General features: G+C 48.3%; 23 protein-coding genes. 18 read left to right on the forward strand and 5 right to left on the reverse strand.

The window, feature by feature from the left end; all coding sequences use genetic code 11:
- Nucleotides 1-171 precede the first annotated feature (171 nt).
- From QNJ26_07450 to QNJ26_07460, 3 genes are all read right to left on the reverse strand, one after another.
- Nucleotides 172-711 (reverse strand): hydrolase, encoded by a 540-nt coding sequence (locus tag QNJ26_07450; GenBank protein ID MDJ0985363.1) that lies wholly within the window; start codon nt 709-711, stop codon nt 172-174.
- Between the two features lie 90 nt (nt 712-801).
- Entirely contained in the window at nt 802-1,044 is a 243-nt protein-coding gene (locus QNJ26_07455; protein MDJ0985364.1) for a hypothetical protein, read from the reverse strand.
- Nucleotides 1,045-1,435: 391 nt separating this feature from the next.
- Nucleotides 1,436-1,978 (reverse strand): PilZ domain-containing protein, encoded by a 543-nt coding sequence (locus tag QNJ26_07460; protein MDJ0985365.1) that lies wholly within the window; start codon nt 1,976-1,978, stop codon nt 1,436-1,438.
- A gap of 460 nt (nt 1,979-2,438) precedes the next feature.
- Between QNJ26_07460 and QNJ26_07465 the strand changes: the two genes are divergently transcribed.
- The 15 genes from QNJ26_07465 to QNJ26_07535 all read left to right on the forward strand — a co-directional run bounded on the left by QNJ26_07465 (nt 2,439) and on the right by QNJ26_07535 (nt 18,213).
- Entirely contained in the window at nt 2,439-3,458 is a 1,020-nt protein-coding gene (locus QNJ26_07465) for an amino acid ABC transporter substrate-binding protein (protein MDJ0985366.1), read from the forward strand.
- 119 nt (nt 3,459-3,577) lie between these two features.
- Nucleotides 3,578-4,777 carry an amino acid ABC transporter permease gene (locus QNJ26_07470; protein MDJ0985367.1) on the forward strand — a complete coding sequence of 400 codons (1,200 nt, stop codon included), beginning with the start codon at nt 3,578-3,580 and terminating at the stop codon, nt 4,775-4,777.
- 7 nt (nt 4,778-4,784) lie between these two features.
- On the forward strand, nt 4,785-5,882 hold the full coding sequence (locus QNJ26_07475; GenBank protein MDJ0985368.1) for an amino acid ABC transporter permease: 1,098 nt from the start codon (nt 4,785-4,787) through the stop codon (nt 5,880-5,882).
- Between the two features lie 98 nt (nt 5,883-5,980).
- Nucleotides 5,981-6,706 (forward strand): amino acid ABC transporter ATP-binding protein, encoded by a 726-nt coding sequence (locus tag QNJ26_07480; protein ID MDJ0985369.1) that lies wholly within the window; start codon nt 5,981-5,983, stop codon nt 6,704-6,706.
- 267 nt (nt 6,707-6,973) lie between these two features.
- Nucleotides 6,974-7,741 (forward strand): RDD family protein, encoded by a 768-nt coding sequence (locus QNJ26_07485; protein ID MDJ0985370.1) that lies wholly within the window; start codon nt 6,974-6,976, stop codon nt 7,739-7,741.
- A 210-nt stretch (nt 7,742-7,951) separates the two neighbouring features.
- On the forward strand, nt 7,952-8,515 hold the full coding sequence (locus QNJ26_07490) for a hypothetical protein (protein ID MDJ0985371.1): 564 nt from the start codon (nt 7,952-7,954) through the stop codon (nt 8,513-8,515).
- A gap of 188 nt (nt 8,516-8,703) precedes the next feature.
- Nucleotides 8,704-9,765, forward strand: a complete 1,062-nt coding sequence (locus QNJ26_07495; protein ID MDJ0985372.1) for a hypothetical protein — start codon at nt 8,704-8,706, stop codon at nt 9,763-9,765.
- Nucleotides 9,765-10,085, forward strand: a complete 321-nt coding sequence (locus tag QNJ26_07500; GenBank protein ID MDJ0985373.1) for a hypothetical protein — start codon at nt 9,765-9,767, stop codon at nt 10,083-10,085. The genes QNJ26_07495 and QNJ26_07500 overlap by 1 nt, the downstream gene beginning before the upstream one ends.
- A 2-nt stretch (nt 10,086-10,087) precedes the next feature.
- The gene (locus QNJ26_07505) at nt 10,088-11,728 is read left to right on the forward strand and encodes a hypothetical protein (protein ID MDJ0985374.1); all 1,641 of its coding nucleotides are present in this window, start codon (nt 10,088-10,090) and stop codon (nt 11,726-11,728) included.
- The gene (locus QNJ26_07510; GenBank protein ID MDJ0985375.1) at nt 11,715-13,025 is read left to right on the forward strand and encodes a DUF4350 domain-containing protein; all 1,311 of its coding nucleotides are present in this window, start codon (nt 11,715-11,717) and stop codon (nt 13,023-13,025) included. The genes QNJ26_07505 and QNJ26_07510 overlap by 14 nt, the downstream gene beginning before the upstream one ends.
- Nucleotides 13,018-13,983, forward strand: coding sequence for a MoxR family ATPase (locus QNJ26_07515; GenBank protein ID MDJ0985376.1), 966 nt, complete (start codon nt 13,018-13,020; stop codon nt 13,981-13,983). The genes QNJ26_07510 and QNJ26_07515 overlap by 8 nt, the downstream gene beginning before the upstream one ends.
- A 218-nt stretch (nt 13,984-14,201) precedes the next feature.
- Nucleotides 14,202-15,572, forward strand: a complete 1,371-nt coding sequence (locus tag QNJ26_07520) for a DUF58 domain-containing protein (GenBank protein ID MDJ0985377.1) — start codon at nt 14,202-14,204, stop codon at nt 15,570-15,572.
- A 134-nt stretch (nt 15,573-15,706) separates the two neighbouring features.
- Complete coding sequence (locus QNJ26_07525; protein MDJ0985378.1) at nt 15,707-16,711, forward strand: stage II sporulation protein M; 1,005 nt, start codon at nt 15,707-15,709, stop codon at nt 16,709-16,711.
- Between the two features lie 86 nt (nt 16,712-16,797).
- Entirely contained in the window at nt 16,798-17,565 is a 768-nt protein-coding gene (locus QNJ26_07530; GenBank protein MDJ0985379.1) for an RDD family protein, read from the forward strand.
- A 228-nt stretch (nt 17,566-17,793) separates the two neighbouring features.
- Nucleotides 17,794-18,213, forward strand: coding sequence for a hypothetical protein (locus QNJ26_07535; protein ID MDJ0985380.1), 420 nt, complete (start codon nt 17,794-17,796; stop codon nt 18,211-18,213).
- 39 nt (nt 18,214-18,252) lie between these two features.
- Here the strand turns inward: QNJ26_07535 and QNJ26_07540 are convergent, their stop codons facing one another.
- Nucleotides 18,253-18,627 carry a hypothetical protein gene (locus QNJ26_07540; protein MDJ0985381.1) on the reverse strand — a complete coding sequence of 125 codons (375 nt, stop codon included), beginning with the start codon at nt 18,625-18,627 and terminating at the stop codon, nt 18,253-18,255.
- Between the two features lie 375 nt (nt 18,628-19,002).
- Here QNJ26_07540 and der point away from each other — a divergent pair, with 375 nt between their 5' ends.
- Together der and QNJ26_07550 are read left to right on the forward strand one after the other, a co-directional pair.
- The gene (der, locus tag QNJ26_07545) at nt 19,003-20,361 is read left to right on the forward strand and encodes a ribosome biogenesis GTPase Der (GenBank protein ID MDJ0985382.1); all 1,359 of its coding nucleotides are present in this window, start codon (nt 19,003-19,005) and stop codon (nt 20,359-20,361) included.
- A 33-nt stretch (nt 20,362-20,394) separates the two neighbouring features.
- Nucleotides 20,395-21,765: a replication-associated recombination protein A gene (locus QNJ26_07550; GenBank protein MDJ0985383.1), complete on the forward strand. Its 1,371-nt coding sequence runs from the start codon at nt 20,395-20,397 to the stop codon at nt 21,763-21,765.
- Here QNJ26_07550 and QNJ26_07555 read toward each other — a convergent pair.
- Nucleotides 21,762-22,541 carry an NRDE family protein gene (locus QNJ26_07555; protein MDJ0985384.1) on the reverse strand — a complete coding sequence of 260 codons (780 nt, stop codon included), beginning with the start codon at nt 22,539-22,541 and terminating at the stop codon, nt 21,762-21,764. The two genes, QNJ26_07550 and QNJ26_07555, sit on opposite strands and share 4 nt — an antisense overlap.
- Nucleotides 22,542-22,921: 380 nt before the next feature.
- Here QNJ26_07555 and QNJ26_07560 point away from each other — a divergent pair, with 380 nt between their 5' ends.
- Entirely contained in the window at nt 22,922-24,208 is a 1,287-nt protein-coding gene (locus QNJ26_07560) for an acetyl-CoA C-acetyltransferase (protein ID MDJ0985385.1), read from the forward strand.
- Nucleotides 24,209-24,466: the final 258 nt, after the last annotated feature.

Genomic DNA, 24,466 nt, shown 5'->3' on the forward strand with positions numbered 1-24,466 from the left:
GGGGCAATCCTAATCCGATTTGCCGTTTTTGTCAATTAAACCTAACCGTATGAGGCCATTTTCTTGGAAAAAATGATTTGCGAAGGATCATCTTTGGATGATCTCGCAACCTGGCAGGGAATTTCCTTGAGCGGTTGGAAAGGTGGAGAGTAGAAAAATGATCAGCTTATGTTACTTGACTACGTTGATAATTTCTTTGAATTTGTCACCTTTGGCGATTCTAAGCAATTCAAACAAGACGGTTTCAGTACTGGTCAGACCGGCGCCGGCCTGTTTGCATTTTTCAAGGCCGATTTGCTTATTTTCAGCTGTGCGGGAGGCAACTGCATCAGCAACCACCTGGACGGCGTAATTCTGAGCAATTAAATCAGCTGCCGTCTGATAAACGCAGACATGGGTCTCAATGCCGGCAACCAATAAGTTTGGGCGATTCAGCTTTTTGAGTTCTTTGACAAAATTCTCATTACCGTAGCAACTGAAACTGAGTTTGCTCAGTGGTTTTTGATTCGGCAAAAGTTCGGCAATTTCGGTTATAGTGGGCCCCAGTCCGGCGGGATTTTGCTCGTTCCATAAGATGGGGAGCTCCAGTATTCTTGCGCCTTTGACCAGTCTGATGATTGTATCGAAAAATCCTTCTTTGTCATGCATGGCCTGGGCCAGTTTGCCCTGAACATCGACCAAAACCAGTGCGCTGTTTTCAGTTGTCAGCATTGCATTGCTCTCCTTACAAAAAAGGGCAGAGTTAGGAAGGCTCTGCCCGTTGGCTTCTAATTAGTTATAAATTAAAACGACAAACAATGTCTATTCGTCAAAAACCAACTCGCTGCGCCATTTTCCGACCCGCAGCCATCGCTCTCTGCGTTCGGCAGCCTGGCGGCGTTCCTTACCCGTTCTTCTTTCCAGGCCGCCTTTTTCAAAATATGCCGCGCTCAGCTTTTGGTGGCAGTCTCGATCCGAGCGGCCTTCTAGCAGAGAACGCTCCCGCCATGCGCCCATTTCTGTCCTGTTATCTTTTTGCTGTCGGGTTTCGTTTTTCTGGTCCATTTGGCATCTACCGTTGGTGCGCTAAAATTGTCATCATCTGGCAAAGTTGATTTCCAACGCTGCAACATGTATTTTCGCTATAAACTTCAGAGCGATACAAACATCGATGGCCGCAAACAGTTATTTTTAGAAGGCTTGGTTTTTAATTCGATCAATATTCGTTTGAATTAATAAGAAAAATTACAAAATATGTCAATGAATAATTCAGGTTTCCGGGTTGCAAGTTGCGGGTTACGAGTTGCGCGTTCCTTGAACGCGTTACGGATTGCAGGTCGCGAGTTTCATGGTCCAGATTGCCGGCCGAAAGTGACCAGCTGCCAGTAGCCAGTAGCCTGACAGATGAAATCAAATTTTGCGTTGTGTGCGATTCGGATATAATTGAAGGAATGCGTTAACTTTTGATTTTGACCACTTCTGACTTGTTTGCCGAAAATTCTGTGATGGCTTTATGTTGGTGTGCGTTAAGCTGGCTGAATTTTACGCCAATTCCATTTTGGCTGCTCCAGACAATTTCACCGGTGATGGTCAGTGGTTTCTGATAGCTGGGAGCCGAAAATGTCATGATGATTTCCTGGCTGCTGAAGAGAGCGTTGCTGGTTTCGATAAATACCCCATGATCGCTGATATCCAGTATATACCCGTCAAACTGGCGACCCTGAACGATGTAGGTCAATGGTATCAAACAGGGTTTGCGCGTGTATCTACGTCGGTCTTCGCTGATGATAGTGTCAACCTTGGTCTGCAAATGCTTCAGCAAAGCAGCTTGATGCTCATCGGACATGTCGATGACCAGCTTGAATAATTGAGCGCTAAATTGCTCTTTTAATAGATCTTTTAAAATAAGGATGAACTGGTCTTCTGAGATATGGTTTATCAGCTCAAATAAGCGCGCGATGATCGGGTATTTGCCAACAGCGGTATCAGATGGATTCATTATTTACTCCCTGAAAGTCTACATTTGGCGGAACTCCGCTCTTTTCACTGAACGTGCAAATCAAGGCTTTTGCTCAGTCGCTATATGCCTTATCGGCAAAATTTATCGTAAACTTGATTCTCAAGGAATGAAATGGATAAAAATTCCAAAGAGTTGGCACTGAGCATAGTTAAACTTTATTGCTACTGCCGGTTTTGATAGGCGCTGGTGGTCATCTGAAAAGCAGGCCATGACCCGAATAGATTTTTATTGCCAAACCCAACTTCTTTCTGTTATAGCCATTTTATTTAATTTCAATTGTTTAATTGATGAGGCGGATTCATTTTTTCTTGACTGGGAAACCTTTTATTTGAATGGCGTTTTTGATGACCCGGCGCTTCTCTATGACGTGTTTTTAACTGGATGATGTTTTCGAGGGATGACGACGGGGAAACCTTTAATTCCAGAAAAAGGAGGCAAAATGATGAAACGTTTCAAACTACTTGTAGCTGTCTTTTTGGCGGTGGTGCTGACCTCAGGCATTGCGCTGGCCGGCACACTCGAAGAGGTTCGCGCCAGAGGCCATATTATTGCCGGTGTCAACGGCGGCGTATTTGGTTTCAGTATGCCGGATGACAAAGGCGTCTGGAAAGGACTGGATGTTGACACCGCCAGGGCCATTTCCGCTGCCGTATTCGCTGATCCCAATAAAGTCAAATTTAGTGCACTAACGGCAGTACAGCGTCTGCCGGCGCTGCAGGCCAAGGAAATTGATGTGCTGTGCCGCAACACCACCCAAACCCTCACGCGCGAAACCGTCAACGGTTTGAATTTTGCCCCCGTCAATTACTACGATGGTCAGGGCTTTTTGATCTCCAAGAAATTAGGGGTTAAAAGCGCCAAAGAATTAGGGGGTGCGACGGTTTGTGTGTTGCCGGGCACAACCACCGAGATGAATGCGGCCGACTTTTTCCGCGCCAACAACCTGAAATGGAAGCCGGTGGTTATTGAGCAAACCGCCGAATTAAATAAAGCCTTTTTTGCCGGGCGCTGTGACGTGCTGACCTCAGATATGTCCCAATTGGCGGCGCAGCGATCGGTTTCGCCGAATCCGGCAGAATATGTACTGCTGCCTGAAATTATTTCCAAGGAACCTCTGGCGCCGGTTGTGCGGCATGGAGACGACCAGTGGTATGACATCGTTAAATTTACCGTCATGGCCCTGATCAATGCTGAGGAAATGGGGATTACCTCTAAAAACGTCGATGATATGCTCAAAAGCAAAAATCCGGAAATCCAACGTTTTCTGGGCGTATCACCGGGTATGGGTAAAGCCCTGGGCCTGGATGAAAAATGGGCCTACAATATCATCAAAATGGTCGGAAACTATGGCGAAATCTATGAACGCAACGTCGGGCCGAATACACCGTTAGGCCTTGAACGGGGACTGAATGCATTGTGGACCGAAGGTGGTATCATGTATGCCGCTCCGTTCAGATAATCGGTCAGAAAGGTGCCCCACGTTTCAAGTGGGGCGCCTTATCATTATCGCGTGAATTGTAAAGAGCGCTGCAATTTGACTGGAATCCAATTAGCGTAGCGTTTAGCGTAGAGATGGCCATGGTAACGGACGGAAAAGCAATCCCGGCAGACACCGATCTGTCTGAAAAAGTTCCTTTCTGGCTTGATCCTCAAAAGCGTGCCATTGTTTATCAGATTGGCGTGCTGTGCATGTTCGGGCTACTGGCCTACTATCTTATCTCCAACACCCTGATCAATCTTGAAAAGCAAGCGATTGCCACCGGATTCAGCTTCCTGAACAAGGAATCATCCTTCGAGATCGGTGAGACCCTGATTCCGTATTCAGCCGCCAACACCTATGGGCGTGCGCTGGTGGTCGGGGCCCTCAACACTCTAAAAGTCGCTTTTATCGGCATTGTCATCACCTTGATTTTGGGAACCATTCTCGGGATTGCCCGTCTGTCGAGTAACTGGCTGGTTTCAAAAATCGCCGGGATCTACATTGAAGTGATGCAGGATATCCCGGTACTGTTGCAGCTGTTTTTCTGGTATGCGATTTTTTACGAAAGCCTGCCATCGCCGCGCGAGGCGCTCAATCCTTTTCATGGACTCTTTCTTTGCAACCGCGGCGTTATCTTTGCGGTTCCCGAAAGCCATCCTGCGCATAAATATATGCTTCTGGCTTTAATATTAGCTTGCATCGGCATTTACTTTTTCCGGCGCTGGGCCAAAAAACGGCAGGATGCAACCGGACAGGCGCTTCCGGTGTTCCGTATCTCTATCGCCACCATCATTGGCCTGCCGTTGACAACCTGGCTGATTTTTGGTGCTCCGGTGAAAATGGATGTGCCTGTGCTGACGGGTTTTAATTTTAAAGGCGGAACGACGCTCAGCCCCGAATTCATAGCCCTGCTGTTGGGCCTGGTGCTGTATACAGCCGCATTCGTTGCGGAAGTGGTGCGGGCTGGCATTCAATCGGTGAGCAAAGGCCAGCGCGAGGCCGCCATGTCCATTGCTTTGAAACCGACGCAGGTATTGAATCTGGTGATTTTACCTCAGGCGTTGCGGGTGATTATACCGCCGTTGACCAGCCAGATGCTGAATCTGACCAAAAACAGCTCGCTTGCGGTGGCCATTGGATTTCCGGATTTTGTTTCGGTCGCCAATACCACTATTAATCAAACCGGCCAATCTATTGAAGGCGTGGCCCTGATCATGGCGGTTTATCTGTTTTTCAGCTTGTCCACTTCGGCATTTATGAATTGGTACAACAAAAAGGTTAAACTGGTCGAAAGATAAAAAGCCCATGGAAGCTTATGTTCAGGAAACACCGGTAGAGGAGTTAAAACCACCGGTTTCGAGTGTGGGGGTCCTTGGATGGGTGAAAGCCAATCTGTTCAACGGCTGGTTTAACTCCCTGCTGACGATCGTAACACTTTATATTCTGTGGGAGATCATTCCACCGTTTATCCGCTGGGCTTTTATTGACAGTGTCTGGAATACCACCGGAGCCGTGTGCCGGGACATAGACGGCGCCTGTTGGTCGATTATTACGACCAATTTGCGCTTCATTATTTTTGGCTTCTTTCCGTATGACCAGCAGTGGCGGCCTTTGATTGCCATGCTGCTCCTATTTGGCTTGCTGTTTTACAGCCGTGACCGAAATCATTGGCATAAATACTTGGCTTATGCCTGGCTGATCGGCTTGGTGGTTATGGGGTTTCTGATGCGCGGAGGGCTCTTTGGGTTGCCCGGGGTAGAAACCTCTCAATGGGGTGGGCTGCCGCTGACGCTGCTGCTATCCGTTTTCGGGCTCACTGCGGCCTATCCTCTGGGGGTTGTCCTGGCATTGGGTCGTCAGTCTCGGATGCCGGCAATTCGCATGCTGTGCGTCGTGTACATTGAACTCATCCGCGGCGTCCCGCTGATCAGTCTGCTGTTTATGGGCTCCATAATCTTTCCACTATTTTTGCCCGAAGGCATTACCATCAATCAAATTTTGCGGGCCCAGGTAGCCATTATTTTGTTTACAGCTGCCTATATTGCCGAAGTCGTTCGCGGCGGTTTGCAGGCTATGCCGCGCGGACAATACGAGGCTGCTGAGTCCATCGGGCTAAACTATTTTCTGACCATGCGGCTGATTATACTGCCCCAGGCACTGAAAATTGTAATACCGCCGACCGTAAGCATCCTCATTTCCGCCTTTAAAGATACGTCTCTGGTGGTCATCATCGCACTCTGGGATCTGTTGAAAACCACCCAAGCGACACTATCAAATCCCGAATGGATGGGTTTCAGCCGCGAGGCTTATATTTTTGTTGCCATACTTTATTTTTTAGGCTGTTTTTCGATGGCCAATTACAGCCGTAAGCTGGAAAAGGAATTGTCTACTGAAGAACACTAAGAAGTCTAACAAATACGTTTCATTCGAATTTGGAACGAGAGGACCCAATGACCGAGGAAAAGTCAGCAAACAGCGATACACAGAGAGAGACGGAACCCATTATCGAAATTATTGATATGCACAAGTGGTTTGGGGAATTCCATGTGCTGCGAGGTATTGATCTGACCATTCAACAAAAAGAGCGTATCGTCATTTGCGGTCCGTCAGGTTCCGGTAAATCAACCCTGATTCGCTGCATTAATCGTTTGGAAGAGCATCAACGCGGCAAAATTATCGTTGATGGTATTGAGCTGACGAATAACCTCAAAAATATCGAAAAAATCAGAACCGAAGTCGGCATGGTCTTTCAGCACTTCAATCTTTTTCCGCACTTGACCATTGTTGATAATCTGGCCCTGGGGCCGATTTGGGTCAGAAAAGTGCCCAAGAAAGAAGCTGTTGAAACCGCCATGCATTATCTGGAAAAGGTCCATATTGCCGAGCAAGCCCAAAAATTTCCTGGACAGCTATCCGGGGGGCAGCAGCAACGGGTGGCGATTGCCCGCAGTCTGTGTATGTCGCCGAAAATCATGCTATTTGATGAGCCCACCTCTGCCTTGGACCCCGAGATGATCAAAGAAGTTCTGGATGTTATGATAGACCTTGCCCAGGAGGGTATGACCATGATTGTGGTGACTCATGAGATGGGTTTTGCCAAGAGCGTGGCCCACCGGGTGCTATTTATGGATTTTGGGCAGATTGTGGAAGGAAACACGCCCGAAGAGTTTTTCGAAAATCCCCAGCACGATCGCACCAAACTATTTCTCAGCCAGATATTACACTAACCTCACCCTTTTTCCCAAAAATTACAGCCGAATCAGTCAATTTATGCTAAAATAAGACCCATGACGGGAGTTGTCGGTTAAGCGTTTGATAAGAACTAAAATCTTTCTTAGTTCTAAATTGAAGTGACCGATAATCCCTAACAATTAACGCCTGATTGAGGGCAACGTCTCAATCAGGCGCATCTAGTTTAAGTTTGAGGTGTATCTGGCCGATATAGCACTAAATTAGCCACAAAATAGACCGGTGAAAATCGACCGGAGTGTCGCATGAATTTGTATTACGCTGATGGTGATCGGCAGGTCGGACCGATTGGCAAAACTGAGCTGCAGTCCCTGATCAGAACCAAAAAAATAGATGCCAATACCCTTGTCTGGCAGCCCGGCATGACGGAGTGGCAAGCCTTGGGTATTTTTGTGCGCCGTAAAACCCAAGGTGAGGCCGCAACGAGGGAACCGGCGCCGCCGGCCCAACAATCATTGTGTTCTGAATGCGGTCAAGCGTTTGCCGAAGATGACATGATCCGGTTTTCAGATGTCTGGGTGTGCTCTGGCTGTAAACCGATTATTGTTCAAAAGATCAAAGAGGGTGTCGCCATTTCCGGTGCTATGGATTATGCCGGGTTTTGGCTCCGTTTTGGGGCCTGGTTTATTGATTATATCATCTTGGGCATTATCAGCATGGTAATTTATCTTCCGATAACCCTATTGGGTGCCTTTTCTTTTGATCAACCGGCTGTATTCGTCACCTTTCAAGTCATTTCAACAATTCTCAATTTTGTCCTCCCGGCTGCCTATGAGATTTGGTTTGTGGGCAAATATGGTGCGACACCGGGGAAAATGGCCTGTAAAATAAAAGTGGTCACCGCCGACGGACAGATGATCAGTTATGGCAGATCTGTCGGCAGACATTTTGCTAAATATATCAGCGGGTTGATTCTTGGAATCGGCTATATCATGGCCGGGTTTGATGACCAAAAGCGCTCGCTGCATGACCGAATATGTGACACCCGTGTGATCAAGTCAGGGGAGATATAGGCGCACTATGGAGTGTTGGCGTAATGGAGTAGTGGATTAATGGATTTTTGAAAATTCAGGTTTTCCCAATACTCCAGCACTCCAGTCCGGCCTTCGTAGCCGAGGCTACTTCGGCGGAGTAGGCTACTCCATTACTCCGGTTGAATATGCCACGGGTTCTATAGTTTGAACTACCGTTGTTGACATAATTAGCAATTGAAGGAGCGATCCGTGATTGCCTGCACCCGGTGCAAAACACCACTTGATGCACAAGCCCTCAACACGTATGCGTTGAACTCGTGTAAGGCTTGCAATGAGTCCTTTCGAGCAGATGTTTATCCGGCATTATTTCGCAAGCTGCCTTCCGGCCAGGGCGGTGCGCCGCTGCAGGATGAAGAAGAAGCCAGTTGCTTTTATCATCCGGCCAAAAAAGCGGCTGTGGCCTGTTCGGCCTGCGGTCGCTTCCTGTGCGCGTTGTGTGATGTTGACTTTAATGATCGGCACCTTTGTCCGGCGTGTCTCGAGACCGGTAAAACCAAACGCAAGATTAAAAATTTGGAGAATCATCGGGTATGTTATGACACGGTGGCATTATCGATTGCGCTGATTTCAACACTGTTTATATGGCCGACCATCCTTTCTGCACCGATCGTTATTTTTATGGTCATTCGATACTGGAACGCCCCCAGCAGCATTATCCCCCGCACAAAAATTCGTTTTGTCATGGCATTTTTGATTGCCGGGTTGCAACTGGCAGGGTGGCTTCTGTTTTTCGGCGGATTGATGGCCGCCTAAGCAAGCGGTTATTTTAAATAAGATGAATTATAGCCTTACGCAAAGACGCTAAAGCGTAAAGAAGATACACGCTTTTTTTTCTTTGTGGTCCAATTGGGCTTTGCGCGAAAATGATTAATTAAACTCGGAACAAACCAATCTCTATATTAGCAATGACTGTATAAGAGATAGGTTGTGAATGGGAAAAAATGGCTGTACCACCACCACCAACTTACCATCGACTGCCCGGCAAGAAAAAAGGCTTTGTTATGGGGCAGCACACCCTATGGCGGGGCAAAGATCACTTGCTTCAGATTTATGCGCGCTGGGGTTCTGAAGATTATAAACGCTATTACTTCAACGACATTCAAGCGATCATCACGCGCCGAACCGAAACCGGAAAAATTCAAAACTTTGTGATGGGTGCTTTGACAGGTCTTTTCGTTCTTCTGGCGGCGACTTCGGCAAGTGCCTGGATTCCTTTCAATGGCATTATAGCGTTCGTTATGCTCGTTATTTTGTTGGTCAATGCCATCAAAGGGCCCACCTGTGAAACCCATCTGTTGACAGCTGTTCAAACTGAAAAACTACACTCGCTCAATCGTTTATCCACGGCGCAAGCGGTCATGAATCAGGTTAAACCGATCATCGAACGTTTTCAGGGGCCTCTGCAGCATGAGACCCTTATCCAACAGAGTGCACAACTTTCAAACGCTGGGCAGCAGAGGCCTCCAACGCGTCTGGAGCAAAGAGCCTCGAAAGCCCGCAAAAACGAAAGCGGGCGGGTGCATCTGATGCTGTTCGTTCTGTTGAGTTTCCATGGCCTGATAGTGGCGGTCGGTTTTATGCTAACGCATGTTGGTTTGACCTTTGTGGGAATCGCCGTAATGCTAATGATGGGAATCTGCGTTGTCATCGCCTTGGTCAAACAGTATGAAAGCAACTTACAGCACCCCGTCCGCACGATGACATGGGCGGCATTGGGATATGTCTGTTTTTCGTTTATCAGCAGCTATATCATTAGTATGGGACTGGCTTTCAAGAATCCCGACATTGTCCACAATCAATGGGAAATGATCAAATTGTTTTCCAAAATGACGCCTTGGGACAGCTCTTTGATGATGACCCTTAACATTATCGCTTTAAGCGGTGCGGTGGCCATCGGTATACCAGGACTTTGCTTATTACGAAAATCGCTGCGTGCCAATTTAACGGCTGCAGGCGATTCGGCCGCCCCAGTTGTTGACGCTACACCCAAAAGGATTTCTTAATGGAAGATTTACTGCACCAACGCTGCTTCAATCATATGTTGCGGGAAGCCGTTGCTCGTTGTCCCCAATGCCAGCGTTATTTTTGCCGTGAATGCGTGACAGAACATGATGATCAGGTATTGTGCGCCACTTGCTTGAGCACAGATGCCGATGCCAAAAGTTCAGATCAAAGCCGCTTTGGCAGTATGATGCGTTTGATGCAGTTTTTAATCGGAACAACAGTGCTGTGGGTGTTTTTTTATTACCTTGGACAAATTTTACTTTCTCTTCCCTCAGCGTTTCACGAAGGGACCTTATGGGAAAAGGGGTGGTGGGATTAGCTATGAAGCCCAGGGTCAAAGAACATCGCCGAAGTGCGATTCTGCTTGTGGAAGAAGCCGTCCATCTCTTGCGAAAAGCGCCCTTGTCTTTACTCTCTGCTTACGCCATCGGAACACTGCCATTTGTATTGGCGCTATTTTATTATTGGGCCGATATGAGCCGCAGTGCTGATGCCCACCAATATCATGCGGTGGCCTCTCTGGGGATGGCGCTTCTCTATATATGGATGAAATGCTGGCATGTGGTTTTTGCCGCACGAATAAAAAAGACATTGAGCGGCGAACCACCACAAAAATGGTCTCAGCAACGCGTCCTGTCGCTGGTAACAACCCAAACGCTGATTCACGCGACAGCTTTTATTGTGTTGCCGCTGGCCGCTGTGGTCGCTTTGCCGTTTGGCTGGTGCTATGCGTTTTATCAAAACGTGACCGTCGAAGCGGCAAACGAGGAGTATAAACCAAAAGCGCTATGCCAAAAGGCCTGGTCGCAAGCCAAATTGTGGCCGCGGCAGAACCATATATTGATGTCCATTTTCTTCGTCTTTGGTATCGTCGTTTTACTAAATGTCGCCAGTGCCATTTACATGGTGCCACATCTGGTCAAAAAATATCTTGGAATCGAATCCTTGTTTACGCTCAGCGGATTTCACGTGATCAATACCACTTTCTGGGTGGTGACAATCGGCATATCCTATTTATGTCTGAATCCGTTAGTTAAAACTGTTTACGCCTTGCGATGTTTTTATGGGACCGCTATTCATTCCGGTGATGATTTAAAATTGGGATTAAAGGCATTGGTGATCGGGCGGTCGCTGGCCATCATCGGCTTGATTGTGCTTGGACTGTTGATTGCCAGCCCTTCACGCGCTGTAACCGACGCGCAGCAGAAAGTCGCGCCAGCGGCTTTGGATCGTTCGATAGATGAAGTCATGCAGCAGCGGGAATTCATGTGGCGGATGCCCAGAGACGTGCAGGCTGAAGATCAAACAGAGCCTCAAGGCCCCATTGCTGCTGTGGTGACCTGGATTGTTGACAAGATCAGTGAAGGCTTCGACACTGTCATCAATTGGATCGACCAATTAATTGACTGGCTGCTGGCGTTGTTTCCGACCAGTGAGCGCGAGAAAAATGCGGCGGATGTAAATTGGGTCTCCCTGGTACAGTTTGGTGTTATCGCTTTAATAATCGGTTTAGTGATCGTTCTGGCCTATGTTGTGTGGCGCACTTTGAGCCGACGCCAGGTCGCCAAAGCCGAAATTGCAGCGGCGCCCGTGGAGACCATGCCGGATCTTGAAGACGAAGATACCACCGCCGATGACCTGCCGGTAAACCGCTGGCTAGATTTGGCACGCGAATTAGCCGTCAAAGGATCCCTGCGCTTGGCCTTGCGGGCCTTTTATTTGGCATCCCTGGCCGGTCTGGCTGAGCATGAGTTGATTACGATCGAAAAGTATAAGTCCAATCGCGAATATGAAACCGAGCTGCACCGCAGGGCTCACCAGAAACATAATTTGTTAACCGATTTTAGGCAAAGCAGAGAAATTTTTGATCGCGTCTGGTATGGGCTGCGGTCGATCAAAGAATCTGAATTGGAGAATTTTGCTGCACTTCAAAAAAGGATGATTACCCTTGCCCAAGGCTAATGCCATACGCACCATTATTTTTGTCGTCATTATTACCGGCTTTTTGCTCGGGGTGGTTAAACTGTTTCTGCTGCGCTTTGAAGCCGGAGACATTTATCCGCCTTACTCAACGTTGCGCAGCGATCCAGTAGGAAGCCGGGCGTTTTATCGCAGTTTAGAAAATTTGAGAAACATTTCAGTGCAGCGCAACTACCAGACATTGGCAAACTTGGAATTTGAGCAACCCAGCACCTTTTTTTTTATTGGTGCATCGGTATTCAATTCTGAATCCGTGGCTGAAGAATGGGTTGACGTTATTGAGCGTTTAACCACCAGCGGTGGCCGGCTGGTCCTCTCATTTATACCGGTTGAGAAAAAACCGGCAAAATGGCGCATATCATCATGCTCGGCTAACCGTACCGACCCATCTCCAGATCAAAACGACGGTCAAACAGATGAATCCGCTGACACTCAAGCGGACGCCGACACGGGGGAGGCCCCATCCGATAGTACTTCCCAGCAGCCCATCTCATCAACAGAAACCCAATGTGTTGACCTGAGAGACAAATGGGGGCTCCTGTTGGCATTTGCTGATACCCCGGCGACCACGGCTGTCAAAACTATTACTGACGAACCGTTGGCAGGTACAGAAAATTTGCCGCAGCGCATTTCCTGGCACACAGCCGTTTATTTTGATGATTTGGATGATAGCTGGCGCGTTATTTATTCCGCAGAGGGCCGACCGGTTATCGTAGAAAGATCCTATGGCAATGGCAGCCTGGTGCTTTTGGCGGATACCTTTTTCATCAGTAATGAAGCTTTACGATCCGAGCGGTATCCGGAATTGTTGGCTTGGACAGTTGGACCCAATACACGGCTAATTTTCGATGAAACGCATCTGGACATTCGTAAGCAACCGGGCGTGTTAAGCCTGATTAAGAAGCATCGTTTCCACTGGTTTATATGTGCCATTGCTGTTTTGGCCGTTTTGTTCGTCTGGAAAAATTCGGCCTATTTTGTACCGCCTCCCAAAAATCGCCACGACCCTACAGGCCAAGGCGTTTACTCCAGCCGCGACTCCACCCAGGGACTTATTAGCCTGTTGCGCCGCAATATTCCCGCACAGCAATTGCTACAGACCTGTGCGTATGAATGGAGACGTGCTTTCCAGCGAAACCTGCACTTTGGGAGTGACCCCAGCGATTCGACCAACAGCGTTTTTGAGAAAATGAAAGCCTATAGACCACCATCCAATGATCCGGTTGTCGGCTATCGGCAGATCTGCAAAATTATTTCAAAAGGAAGACACAATGAATGAGAATACCGAAATTTTGAAAAAGGCTTTGTTGCGAACCAAACAGGAAGTGGCCAAGGTGATCATCGGCTATGACCATGTGGTTGATCTGGCATTAATTGCCATTTTTACCGGTACCCACGCACTGATTGAAGGCGTGCCGGGCATTGCCAAAACACTGCTGGTCAGAACCCTTGCGCATGTGATGCGCTCCGATTTTGCGCGGATTCAATTTACACCCGATCTGATGCCAACCGATATTACCGGAACGCAAGTATTTAATCTGCAGACCAATGAATTTACGTTGGTTAAAGGCCCGGTATTTTGCACTTTCCTGCTGGCCGATGAAATCAACCGAGCGCCTGCCAAAACCCAATCGGCTCTGCTGCAGGCCATGCAAGAGCGCACAGTCACCATCGACCGCGACACGCATTCGTTATCGCCAAATTTCACGGTATTTGCCACTCAAAATCCGATTGAATATGAAGGCACTTATCCGTTGCCCGAGGCGCAGAAAGATCGGTTTATGCTTAAGATTAACATGGACCCGCCGAGCAAAGCGGATGAACTCGTTTTGGCTCAGCGTATGCTGGGAAAGGATGCACCCGAAGACACGCTGGCCAGCGGGGCAGTTCAGCAGATCATAACGGAAGAACTCATCGGCAAGCTGCGGGCGGCGATGGCTGGAATTCTGGTGCAGGAAGACCTGGTTGCTTATGTCGTCGACATCGTCCGTAAATCACGTTCGCATCAAAGCATTCTTGTCGGTGCCGGGCCGCGGGCCACGCAGGCGCTTTTACTTTCCAGTCGTGCGTTTGCGGCCATAAGCGGCCGTGATTTTGTGACACCTGATGATATCAAGCAGATGGCCTTTCCGGTTCTGGAACATCGCCTGATTCTGCGCCCCGAATATGAAATTGAAGGGCTAACGGTCAAAGAAGTGATTGAGAATATTTTAAAAGAAATTGCGGTACCGCGGTAGCAACAGCGCTGCTGCGCGATGCTGGCTGCTTGCGTCTGGCCTCTGGCTTCTGGCATGACTGGGTGTCAGGTGTCAGGTTTCGGGTTTCAGAAAAATGAGGCCATGCGCAATCTGCTAATTATCATCAGGTTGGTAATCCTGACACCTGAAATCTTGATGAAAAAATTGACTTCGTTGTGCACGGATAAGAAAGATAGTTTAACTTCAATATTGAATAAATGAAGATTGTACCCACATACCGGCTAATTCTGATGGTGGGGTTGATTTTGTTGCCCTGCACTTTGCTGGTCGCTTTACTGGCGCCGATGCGAAACCCAACCATTCTGGTGACGGTTGGCCTTATCGCAGGGGTTGTTGCAGACGCTTATCGCTCCAAGGACCGATTGCAAGGGATTCAGGTTATGTTGCCGGAAGTCGTTCGAATTTCAAGAGGCCGCGAGGGCAATTTTAACCTCCATATCGAAAATGGGAACTCGACGATCAGGCGTATACGACTGGGCTTGTCTTTCCCGGAAGAAATCGACACCCCTACAGTCGAGCTGGCTGTCGAGTTGCCGTCGGATACCCAAACCTCAGTTATCGCTTGGTCTTTGACGGGTCTAAAGCAAGGACGCTTTCTGATGGATCGGTGTTATCTGGAAACGGTGTCGCCCTGGGGGTTGTGGGCTGTGCGATCGGCAGTTGCAGCCCGTATGGAGATTCGGGTGTATCCCAGCCTGTTTGATGAACATAAAAATTTAAGTGGACTTTTTTTGAATAGGGGCCTGGGAATTCATGCCCAACGACAGGTCGGAAAGGGCCGGGATTTCGAACAGCTTAGAGAATACGTTCCCGGTGACAGTTTTGAAGATATCCACTGGAAGACAACCGCCAAGCGTGGCATACCGATTACCAAAGTCTATCAGATCGAAAGAACCCAGCAAATATATGTGATCATTGATGCATCGCGCTTAAGCGCTCGATCTTCAGCGACAAAGAAGTTGGCAAGCAACAGAGAAGATCGTAACACTGCCAACGATATGGTCCCCATACTGCAGCGTTTTATTACAGCGGCCCTCATTATGGCATTGGCTGCAGAGCGACAAGGCGATTTGTTCGGCCTTTTGACCTTTGACGACAAGGTGCGCTCTTTTTTAAAGGCCAAAATGGGTAAATCCCATTTCAATGTCTGTCGGGATTCACTCTATATGCTGCAGCCGCAAAATGTATCCCCTGATTTTGCTGAGCTGTTTACCTTTATCGGCACCAAAATTCGTCGCCGCGCCCTGATGGTTTTTCTCACTCATCTGGATGATCCGATCCTGGCAGACAGTTTTACACGTCACATCGATATCATTGCCAGACATCATGTGGTCCTGGTCAATATGATCAAACCATTGACCGCCAAGCCGCTGTTTACTTCGGAATCCGTTTCATCGGTCAACGATATTTATACCGACCTGGGTGGACATATGCTCTGGCGGCGGCTGCGCGAAACCCAAAAGATTTTGCAAAAACGTGGTGTCGGTTTTGCAATGCTTGAAAATGAAAACCTATGTACGGATTTAGTGGGGCAGTATTTGTCATTGAAAAGAAGACAAGTTCTTTAGAAAGTGACTAAAGTGAGAAGTAATCTAAAGTGGCTAAAGTTAATGTATTCTATCTGTTTCTATAAAAGATGGCGGAAAGTGACACCGCAACGTTAGGCACTTTTAATTTTAGTGCACTTTAGGCAATTTAAAATATGATTATCGATTTGCAAAAATTCATCACCGAAGAGCAGCTCTATTGGACCGAGCTGGAATCCGTGCTGGATCGGTTGGAAAGAAAACCGGAAGAAAAGTTAAAGCTGGGTGCGCTAGAACGATTTCATTATTTGTATCAGCGTGCGTCAGCCGATCTGGCTAAAATTTCAACTTTTTCAGCCGAACCCAACACCCGTCAATATCTTGAATCGCTGGTCGGTCGGGCCTTTGGCGAGATCCATGAAACCCGCGAAAAACCCCATCGCTTGCGACCTTTACATTGGTTCTTTAACACCTTTCCACAAACGTTTCGCAAGCATTTGCGCGCTTTTTGGATCAGCTTGATAGCCATGTTGGTGGGGGCGGCCTTTGGCGGATTTGCCGTTATGGTGGATTCGAACACCAAACAAATCCTGCTGCCGTTTTCACATCTTCAGGGCGATCCTTCCGAGCGCGTCAAAAATGAAGAAAGCGTCGAAGCCGATCGACTCAAGGGGGCCAAGAGTTCTTTTTCCTCCTTTTTAATGACCCACAATACCAAGGTCGCCATTTTTACTCTCGCTCTGGGAACGACCTGGGGAATTGGCACTCTGATAATGCTGTTCTACAACGGGGTCATCTTGGGGGCTGTTGCCATCGATTACGTGCTGGCCGGGGAGTCTGCTTTTCTGCTCGGCTGGTTGCTGCCGCATGGCGCCATTGAAATTCCGGCTATATTACTTGCCGGGCAGGCCGGCATCGTCCTGGCCAGCGCACTCATCGGGTGGGGAAAACCCATATCTTTGCGCATGCGACTGCGCCAAATATCACCCGATCTGGTTACGCTTATCTGCGGTGTGGCGCTGATGCTGGTTTGGGCGGGAATTATTGAAGCCTTTTTTTCGCAGTACCACGAACCGGTTTTGTCCTATACCTTCAAAATAGCTTTTGGATGTATTGAGTTGCTGATATTGGTCTTTTTTTTAGGCAGAGCCGGTCGAAAGAAAGAAATTGTAAATACCTAAAATTTATTATGGAATCTTTAAAAATTACTTGTCTCTTAAATTTAAGCTCATTTATTAGGTATGACATACTGTTTTAGCAAACACCAATGACGGATAGAATAAACACACTCATCATTAAGACACCAGAAGGCGTTGAATTTTCATTACGTCTTGCAGGACCGGTAACGCGTTTTTTAGCCTGGTCGATTGATCTGGGGACCATCATTGCCATTATGTCCATTCTCAATGTCCTCTTTACGATCATAGGCGTTATCAACCGTGATCTTGCCGTGGCCGCCAATTTTATTGGCTTTTTTGTGATTACAATTGGCTACGGAATATTTATGGAATGGTACTGGCAAGGTCAAACATTGGGAAAAAAGCTTTTACGTCTCAGAGTGATGGACGCGCAGGGGCTGCGACTGCAATTCAGTCAGGTGGTGATTCGCAATTTGCTCAGATTCGTCGATAGCTTGCCGGCGCTGTATTTGGTTGGCGGTTTGGTATGTCTGTTTAACCAGCGGGCCCAACGTTTGGGTGATTTTGCGGCCAATACGATTGTTACCTGGAACCCGCGGATTTCAGAGCCGGATTTAAATCAGCTTTTAGAAGGCAAATACAATTCCTTCCATGAATATCCCCATTTGGAAGCCCGTTTGCGGCAACATGTCACGCCGCAAGAAGCGCAGATTGCCGTTCAGTCGATTATGCGGCGGGACACGCTTGATCCGCAGGAGCGCATAGCACTTTTCCGAGAACTCAGTGATTATTTTAAAACCCTGATCACTTTTCCGCAAGAAGCCACCGATGGCATATCCGATGAACGATACGTGCGCAATGTTGTCGAGGCGGTCTTCCGAACCAAAGCATCCTAAGCGGCTTTTTTTCATATCCATTTTACAATTTCTTTGCTCATCAAAATCAAACTTGACAGATATAGTTTTATTCTTTTATTGAAAACTATACGGGTTTGCCCCCTTTTAGAGCGCTTGGATTTTCGCTACCTTTTCTTAATCTCCCTGTCTTTTTTCGGTGGTCTCTACAACCGTCATTGCATCAAGATCTTTCCTTTAATTTCCTCAAAAACAGAAAGGAGCAAAATTATGACCCGTAAACTGTTATCTATTACGTTGTGGTTCGCTTTGATCGCATTGGCCGTACCGGCCAGTGCTGCTTTAATTACCGTCATCCACGGCCTGCCCGCCCTTCCTGGCGCAGTTCCCTCCAGCAATCCGGTGGACGTCGCTATCGACGGGAAATGCGAGTACATCTACCAGCCCTATGGCGCCAAAATGGGCCCAAGGCACATCGAGGCCGGACAGCACACCATCATCTTTTATGAATCCATACCCGATGAACCTTGTCAAGGCACAGTATTGGCGGCAAGACAGGGATTTCTGAGCGACTCAGCCCAGATCGACGTGACCCTCGGCCTCAATGCCCAAGATCAGGTTTCGATCATGACCTTTGATAATACAGCTGCTTTGGATGCCATTGAGAATGGGTTTGAGACAGCGGTTTAATTTCGCAACCTAGCGGCAGGGCCCACACTGGGTGCGGTCCTAAAGAAAGGAAATGAAACGGTCGCATCCGCTGGCGTCCAACCCGGATTCAGTGCTGGCCCTTATGCAACCACCGCCGGTGAGCACACGCTGCGGGTTCAAAATGGACCCGATATTCTCGACCAGGACAATGACACCGTGCAAGATGATCGTGCCTACTGGATCTATATAACCGGTTCGGTCTTCAAAAAAACCGTCAATCTCCTTTCGATCGAGAGTATTCCGGGCGAACTCATCGAGGGTCAAGAACCGCCTCCGGCGGCATTTTCTACCTGCTGTGCGTTTGGCGTCGCCATCCAAGTGTCGCAGAATCAATGTAACACGTTGGATGGCACGTATCTCGGTGATGTTGATCCCTCTAAAAATCCATGCCAAGGGACACCATTCTTCTCCTTTGGGGCGCAATCCTTAAATGAGGCCCCACACCGAGAGACACTTTTAGAGCAATATACCGGCTTTTAAACTTTAGGCACTAAAAATAGGCAGAATCGTACATAATGGTTTTGCCTATTTATTTTCAAATTAAAAATTTGCTTGAACCACAGTTCTCCTATCCTTTTTAAAACCCGATGGTTCTCCTCTTCTCACAGCTTCAATATGCTTCAAAACGGCATAAAGGTCTGTTTAGCATACGGTCTTTTTACTTCTTCAGTGGAAAATCTTGCATTTTCGCGCAATAAGCCCTAAATGTAATCGATTAGCATTGTTGCGTAACAAACACAAAAAAACATTATTCAAATAAAATTTACCATGAAACCCATTGTTGCCATCGTCGGCCGTCCCAATGTCGGCAAATCCACTTTTTTCAATCGGGTCACACGCACCCAGGATGCCCTGGTGGATGATTTCCCGGGTGTCACCCGTGACCGGCATTACGGTGATGCCGTCTGGGACGATATTGCTTTTACCCTGGTGGATACCGGCGGATTCACCGAAGGCGATGAATTTGCCGATGAAATTCGATTTCAAGTCCATCAAGCCCTTGCAGATGCCGATATCATCGTTTTGCTGCTGGACGGCAAAGAGGGGATCTCGCCCTTTGACCGCGATATTGTCAAACTGCTGCGCGTCACATCCAAACCGGTTTTCTATGCCATTAACAAAATCGATGGCGCCGAATGCGAAACGCATGTATCTGAATTTTACAGCCTGGGAATTGAATCTCTGTATCCCATATCGGCAGAGCACCGCTACGGGATGGTGGATTTTTTGGATGCCCTGGTGGAAAGGGTTGCCGCGGTAGCTCAGCACAGTGAGTTGCAGGCGCTTGAAGGGAGCATCGGTGTGGCGGTGGTCGGCCGTCCCAATGTCGGCAAATCCTCTCTGATTAATCGGATTTTGGGACAGGAACGACTGCTGGTCAGCGACCGGCCGGGCACGACCCGGGATGCCATTGATACAGTCTGCCAGGTGGCGGGTAAATCGTATTTGCTGATCGATACGGCCGGTATACGTCGCAAGGGCAAAGTCACCCGTAAAATTGAAAAGTTTTCGATTATCAAAGCGTTGCGAAGTTTGGACCGTTGCGATGTGGCCCTGATTATTTTGGATAGCAACGAGGGGATCACTGATCAGGATATCAATATTGCCGGATATGCCTATGAGCGCGGATGCGGCTGTATTTTTTTGCTGAATAAATGGGATCTTGTCGAAAAGGACACCCATACGGCCAAAAAATATCTGGCGGAGCTAAGAATGCGGGCCAAATTTCTGGGTTTTGCGCCAGCCATGACCATATCAGCGTTGACCGGTCAGCGGGTGACCAAAATCTTTAAGCTGGTGGATGATGTCTATGACCAATATGTGCGGCGAATCGCAACCGGGCAGCTGAACCGCATTCTGGAAACTGCCACGGCGCAAAATCCGCCGCCGTTGCATCGCGGCAAACCGCTTAAATTTTATTTTGCCACCCAGGTCAGCACCAGACCGCCCACAGTGGTTTGCTTTGTCAATCATCCAAAAGCCGTCCATTTTTCCTATAAACGCTTTTTAATCAATCAGATCCGGGAGCACGCCGCGCTGGACCAAACGCCCATTCGACTGTTGCTGAGACCGCGCCAACAACGCACAAAAAAAAGGCGAAAGAGGAAAAAATCCGCTAACAAATAACCAATAACAAAAAATACCTACAGGTATTTTTCTATGGATATCTTTGACTATCATGCCCAAAAAGCGGCGGCAGAGACGATGCCGTTGGCCGAGCGAATGCGGCCGCGCACTATCAATGAATTTGTCGGCCAGAAAGCCGCGGTGGGTGAGGGGTCGCTGATTCGGCATGCCATCGAAACGGACCATATATTTTCAATGATTCTATGGGGTCCGCCCGGCTGCGGCAAAACAACGCTGGCTCGAATCATTGCCGGAGAAACCCGCTCGCATTTTGTTCATTTTTCAGCCGTACTCTCCGGTGTCAAAGAAATACGAGCAGTGATTGCGGAAGCACGCGACCAGCAGAAAATGTATCGCAAGCGTACGATTTTGTTTGTTGATGAAATCCATCGATTTAACAAGGCCCAGCAGGATGCTTTCCTGCACCATGTGGAGAGCGGCTTGATCACCCTGATCGGCGCCACCACTGAAAACCCATCATTTGAAGTCATTGCGCCCCTGTTGTCGCGCTGTCGGGTGATCACGTTGGATCAACTCACAAAAGAAGACCTCGGTACCATCATTGAGCATTGTCTGCAAAACCCGCAAAAAGGGCTGGGAAAATTTGAGCTTTCGTTGGATCCCGAAGCGCACGATTATATTGTCCGGATTGCTGACGGTGACGGGCGAGTGGCCCTAAACAGCCTGGAAGTAGCCGCTTCGTTGGTGCTGTCCAAGCGGGAATCCGGTCGTTCGACATCGGTCAGCACCATCACCTTAAAGGATGTTGAAACTGCCATCCAGCAAAAGGCGCTTGTCTATGATAAAACCGGCGAAGAACACTACAATATTATCTCCGCCCTTCATAAGAGCCTGAGAGGCAGTGATCCGGACGCCGCTTTGTATTGGCTGGCGCGAATGTTGGCGGCTGGTGAAGATCCGTTTTACATCGCCAGACGCATGGTGCGCTTTGCTTCCGAGGATATCGGCAATGCGGATCCCCAGGCCCTTGGCATTACCCTGAGCGCTATGGAAGCCTATAAATTTTTGGGGCACCCGGAAGGGGAGCTGGCGCTTGCCCAGGCAGCTGTTTATCTGGCGACGGCACCCAAAAGCAATAGCATATATGCCGCATTCGGCAAGGTCGCTGCGGCAGTAAAAAAAACAGGTTCATTGCCGGTTCCCTTGCATATCCGTAATGCGCCCACCCACTTGATGAAAGATCTGGGATACGGCAAGGATTATAAATATGCGCATAATTACCAAAATGCGATCGTGCCCCAGGAATATCTCCCAGAAAAACTCAAGGGGCAACGCTTCTATTTTCCGACCCAAAGAGGATTTGAAAGGAAAATAAAGGAAAGACTCGATCGCTGGCGTGAGTTACTGCAAAAAGCAAAGGCAAAAAAGGATCAGGGGGGTTAATGGTTTACCTTAAAGCGGTATTGGCCTGTCTTTTCCGTTTTGATTTGATCAGCCGTCCTGATAAACGAGCGCTCCAGCATGGTGATATTTCCTGCTGTGTCAAACAAAACAATCGAAGAGCAACGGGTCCCGTAATCCGGACTCGTGATGAACATTGGTGATAAGATTCGTTCCCACTCCAACCCCACACCGGTGTCTGGCAATTCAGCATCATCCGGTTGTGATCGATCGGCAAGGATTCTAAAAATTTTTTTGATATCTATTTCTTCTTCACCATTTAATTGGCCTTCAAGCATGGCTTTGCCCCTTTTAAGCTTAGGCCAGGGGGTGTCGATCAGATGGTTGCTGATCCCATAGAACCCGGGCTTCAGGTGCTGAACGCCACCAGAGCGATTTGAGGTGTAAAAGAGCCCGTTGGTATCACCGGCGATTAAATTAAATCCGTTATAGCGATGCCCGATTCCACCAACCTGATTCATATATTGCTGCGGGGGACTGTTGCCGATCAGATAATCACGAATTAGGATACCGCGCGAAGGCGCATTTTGCTTGATGGTGGCTGGATCTCTGTAGTTGGTGATGGCTGCAATTCGGCCGCTGCGGGTCACACCCAGCCAACTTCCGTTGCCTTTTAAATCGCGTCCGGCGAGCACATCGGGATAATCGATCCAATAATCCAAGGTTGCGGTCGGCCGGTCGTAAAATTCATCCCGGTTGGCCGCCAGCATCAGCCAATAATCTGGATGCGTTTGATATGAAAAAAGGATGAGGCACATCGGATCAGCGTTGACCTTCGTCTGATAACCATGTTATAAAAAATCTTTTTCCTAAGTTGAGCGTTTCAAATTTTAAAAAGATCATTCTTTTAGATTTAATGAATTCTATCTATCATAGATTTTAAAATTTGAAACCGCAAGGGGATTGCCGATCTTACTCCGCCGTCGGCGGATTAAATGTCGTCCCGCATAGCTGACTACAGCGGGACGCCATTTTCCTTATCGTTTTGGGCTCCGCTTTCAGCTTCCGACTTCGCTCTACGAGCTACGCCGGGACAAGACGACCCAACAAGGCGGCAATTCTCCAGAGGCGGACCTTCGACCTCGACAATCGCTCAACTTAGGCTTTAAACTGTTAAACTCATTGAGGAGGTTTTATAATGAATGAGGTGGTCATTGTCAGCGGATCGAGGACGGCAATTGGAACATTCGGCGGTGGTCTAAAAGATGTGCCGGTGACCGAATTGGGAGCGGTGGTCATGAAAGAGGCCTTAAAGCGGGTCAATCTGAAACCGGTTTCAAACGACATTATGCATTCAGCGGCTCCTGACAAACTCAAAGATCAGGGCCTGATCGAACTGGAAAAAAAATCTTATGACTGGAGTGACGACGGTCAATCCATAACGGTGGATGAAGTCATTATGGGCAACGTCCTGCAGGCGGCCCAGGGGCAGAATCCGGCCCGGCAGGCAATGGTACGTGCCGGTATTCCAAAAGAAACCCCGGCTTATACCATCAACAAAGTATGTGGCTCGGGGCTCAAAGCCATCGCTCTGGGTGCTTCAGCCATTATGTTGGGGCAGGCTGAGGTCATCATCGCCGGTGGGCAGGAAAATATGAGTCTGGCGCCAATGGCCCTGCCCAAAGCGCGCTGGGGGCATCGGATGGAGCTGACCGGTGTTGGTGATGTACTGGATTTGATGGTTTTTGACGGTCTGTGGGAGATTTTTTACGGCTATCATATGGGTGTGACAGCTGAAGCCATTGCCGCTATGTATGATATTGGTCGGCAGGAGCAGGACGAACTGGGTGTTCTCAGCCACACGCGTGCACGATCGGCCATCAAGGAAGGGCTTTTTGCTCGCGAAATCGCTCCGGTCACCATCAAAACCCGCAAAGGTGACATCGTATTCGACGCCGATGAGCGCCCCATGGATACGAATATGGAGAAAATGGGCAAGTTAAGACCGGCGTTTAAAAAAGATGGAACGGTAACAGCCGGAAATGCCTCGGGCATCAATGACGCCGCTGCGGCGGTTGTCATGATGAGTGCCGAAAAAGCAAAATCCTTATCCTTAGAGCCGATTGTTAAAATTAAAGCCTTTGCTGCTGGTGGTGTCGATCCGGCCTATATGGGGTTGGGACCTATTCCAGCCATTCGCAAGGCCTTAAAAGCGACCGGCATGACCATGGATGATATTCAAATGATCGAGCTGAATGAGGCATTTGCTTCTCAAGCCATCGGGTGTATGCGCGAGCTGGGAATTGAAAACGATCGCCCCAATGAATTGGGGAGCGGCATCTCGCTCGGACATCCCATCGGCTGCACCGGAGCCCGACAGATGGTTACTGGCATGCATCACATGCAGCGCCAGAGTTATAATACCGGCCTCTTTACAATGTGCATTGGCGGCGGGATGGGAATGGCAATGATCGTAGAACGCTAAACCGTGGGTTCCGGATATGGCAGCATCTCAGGTATATTTTCATGCATAAATCCCAGAAACCTGAACACAGTAGTTTAAATTTTCGCCTGCACCTTAACCTTTGAACCCGGAACCCCGAACCTTGAACCTTTGTTTATTTTTTTCTTTACTTTTTTTGTAATAATTGCTAATGGTTAGTTAAATTTTAGGCCTTAAATGCCATTGAAAATATTGGGTTTTTTGGTCTTAGAAACCAACAAGGGACAAACCTGCTCTCGT

It is taken from the genome of Desulfobacterales bacterium (assembly GCA_030066985.1).
Taxonomy (GTDB): domain Bacteria; phylum Desulfobacterota; class Desulfobacteria; order Desulfobacterales; family JAHEIW01; genus JAHEIW01.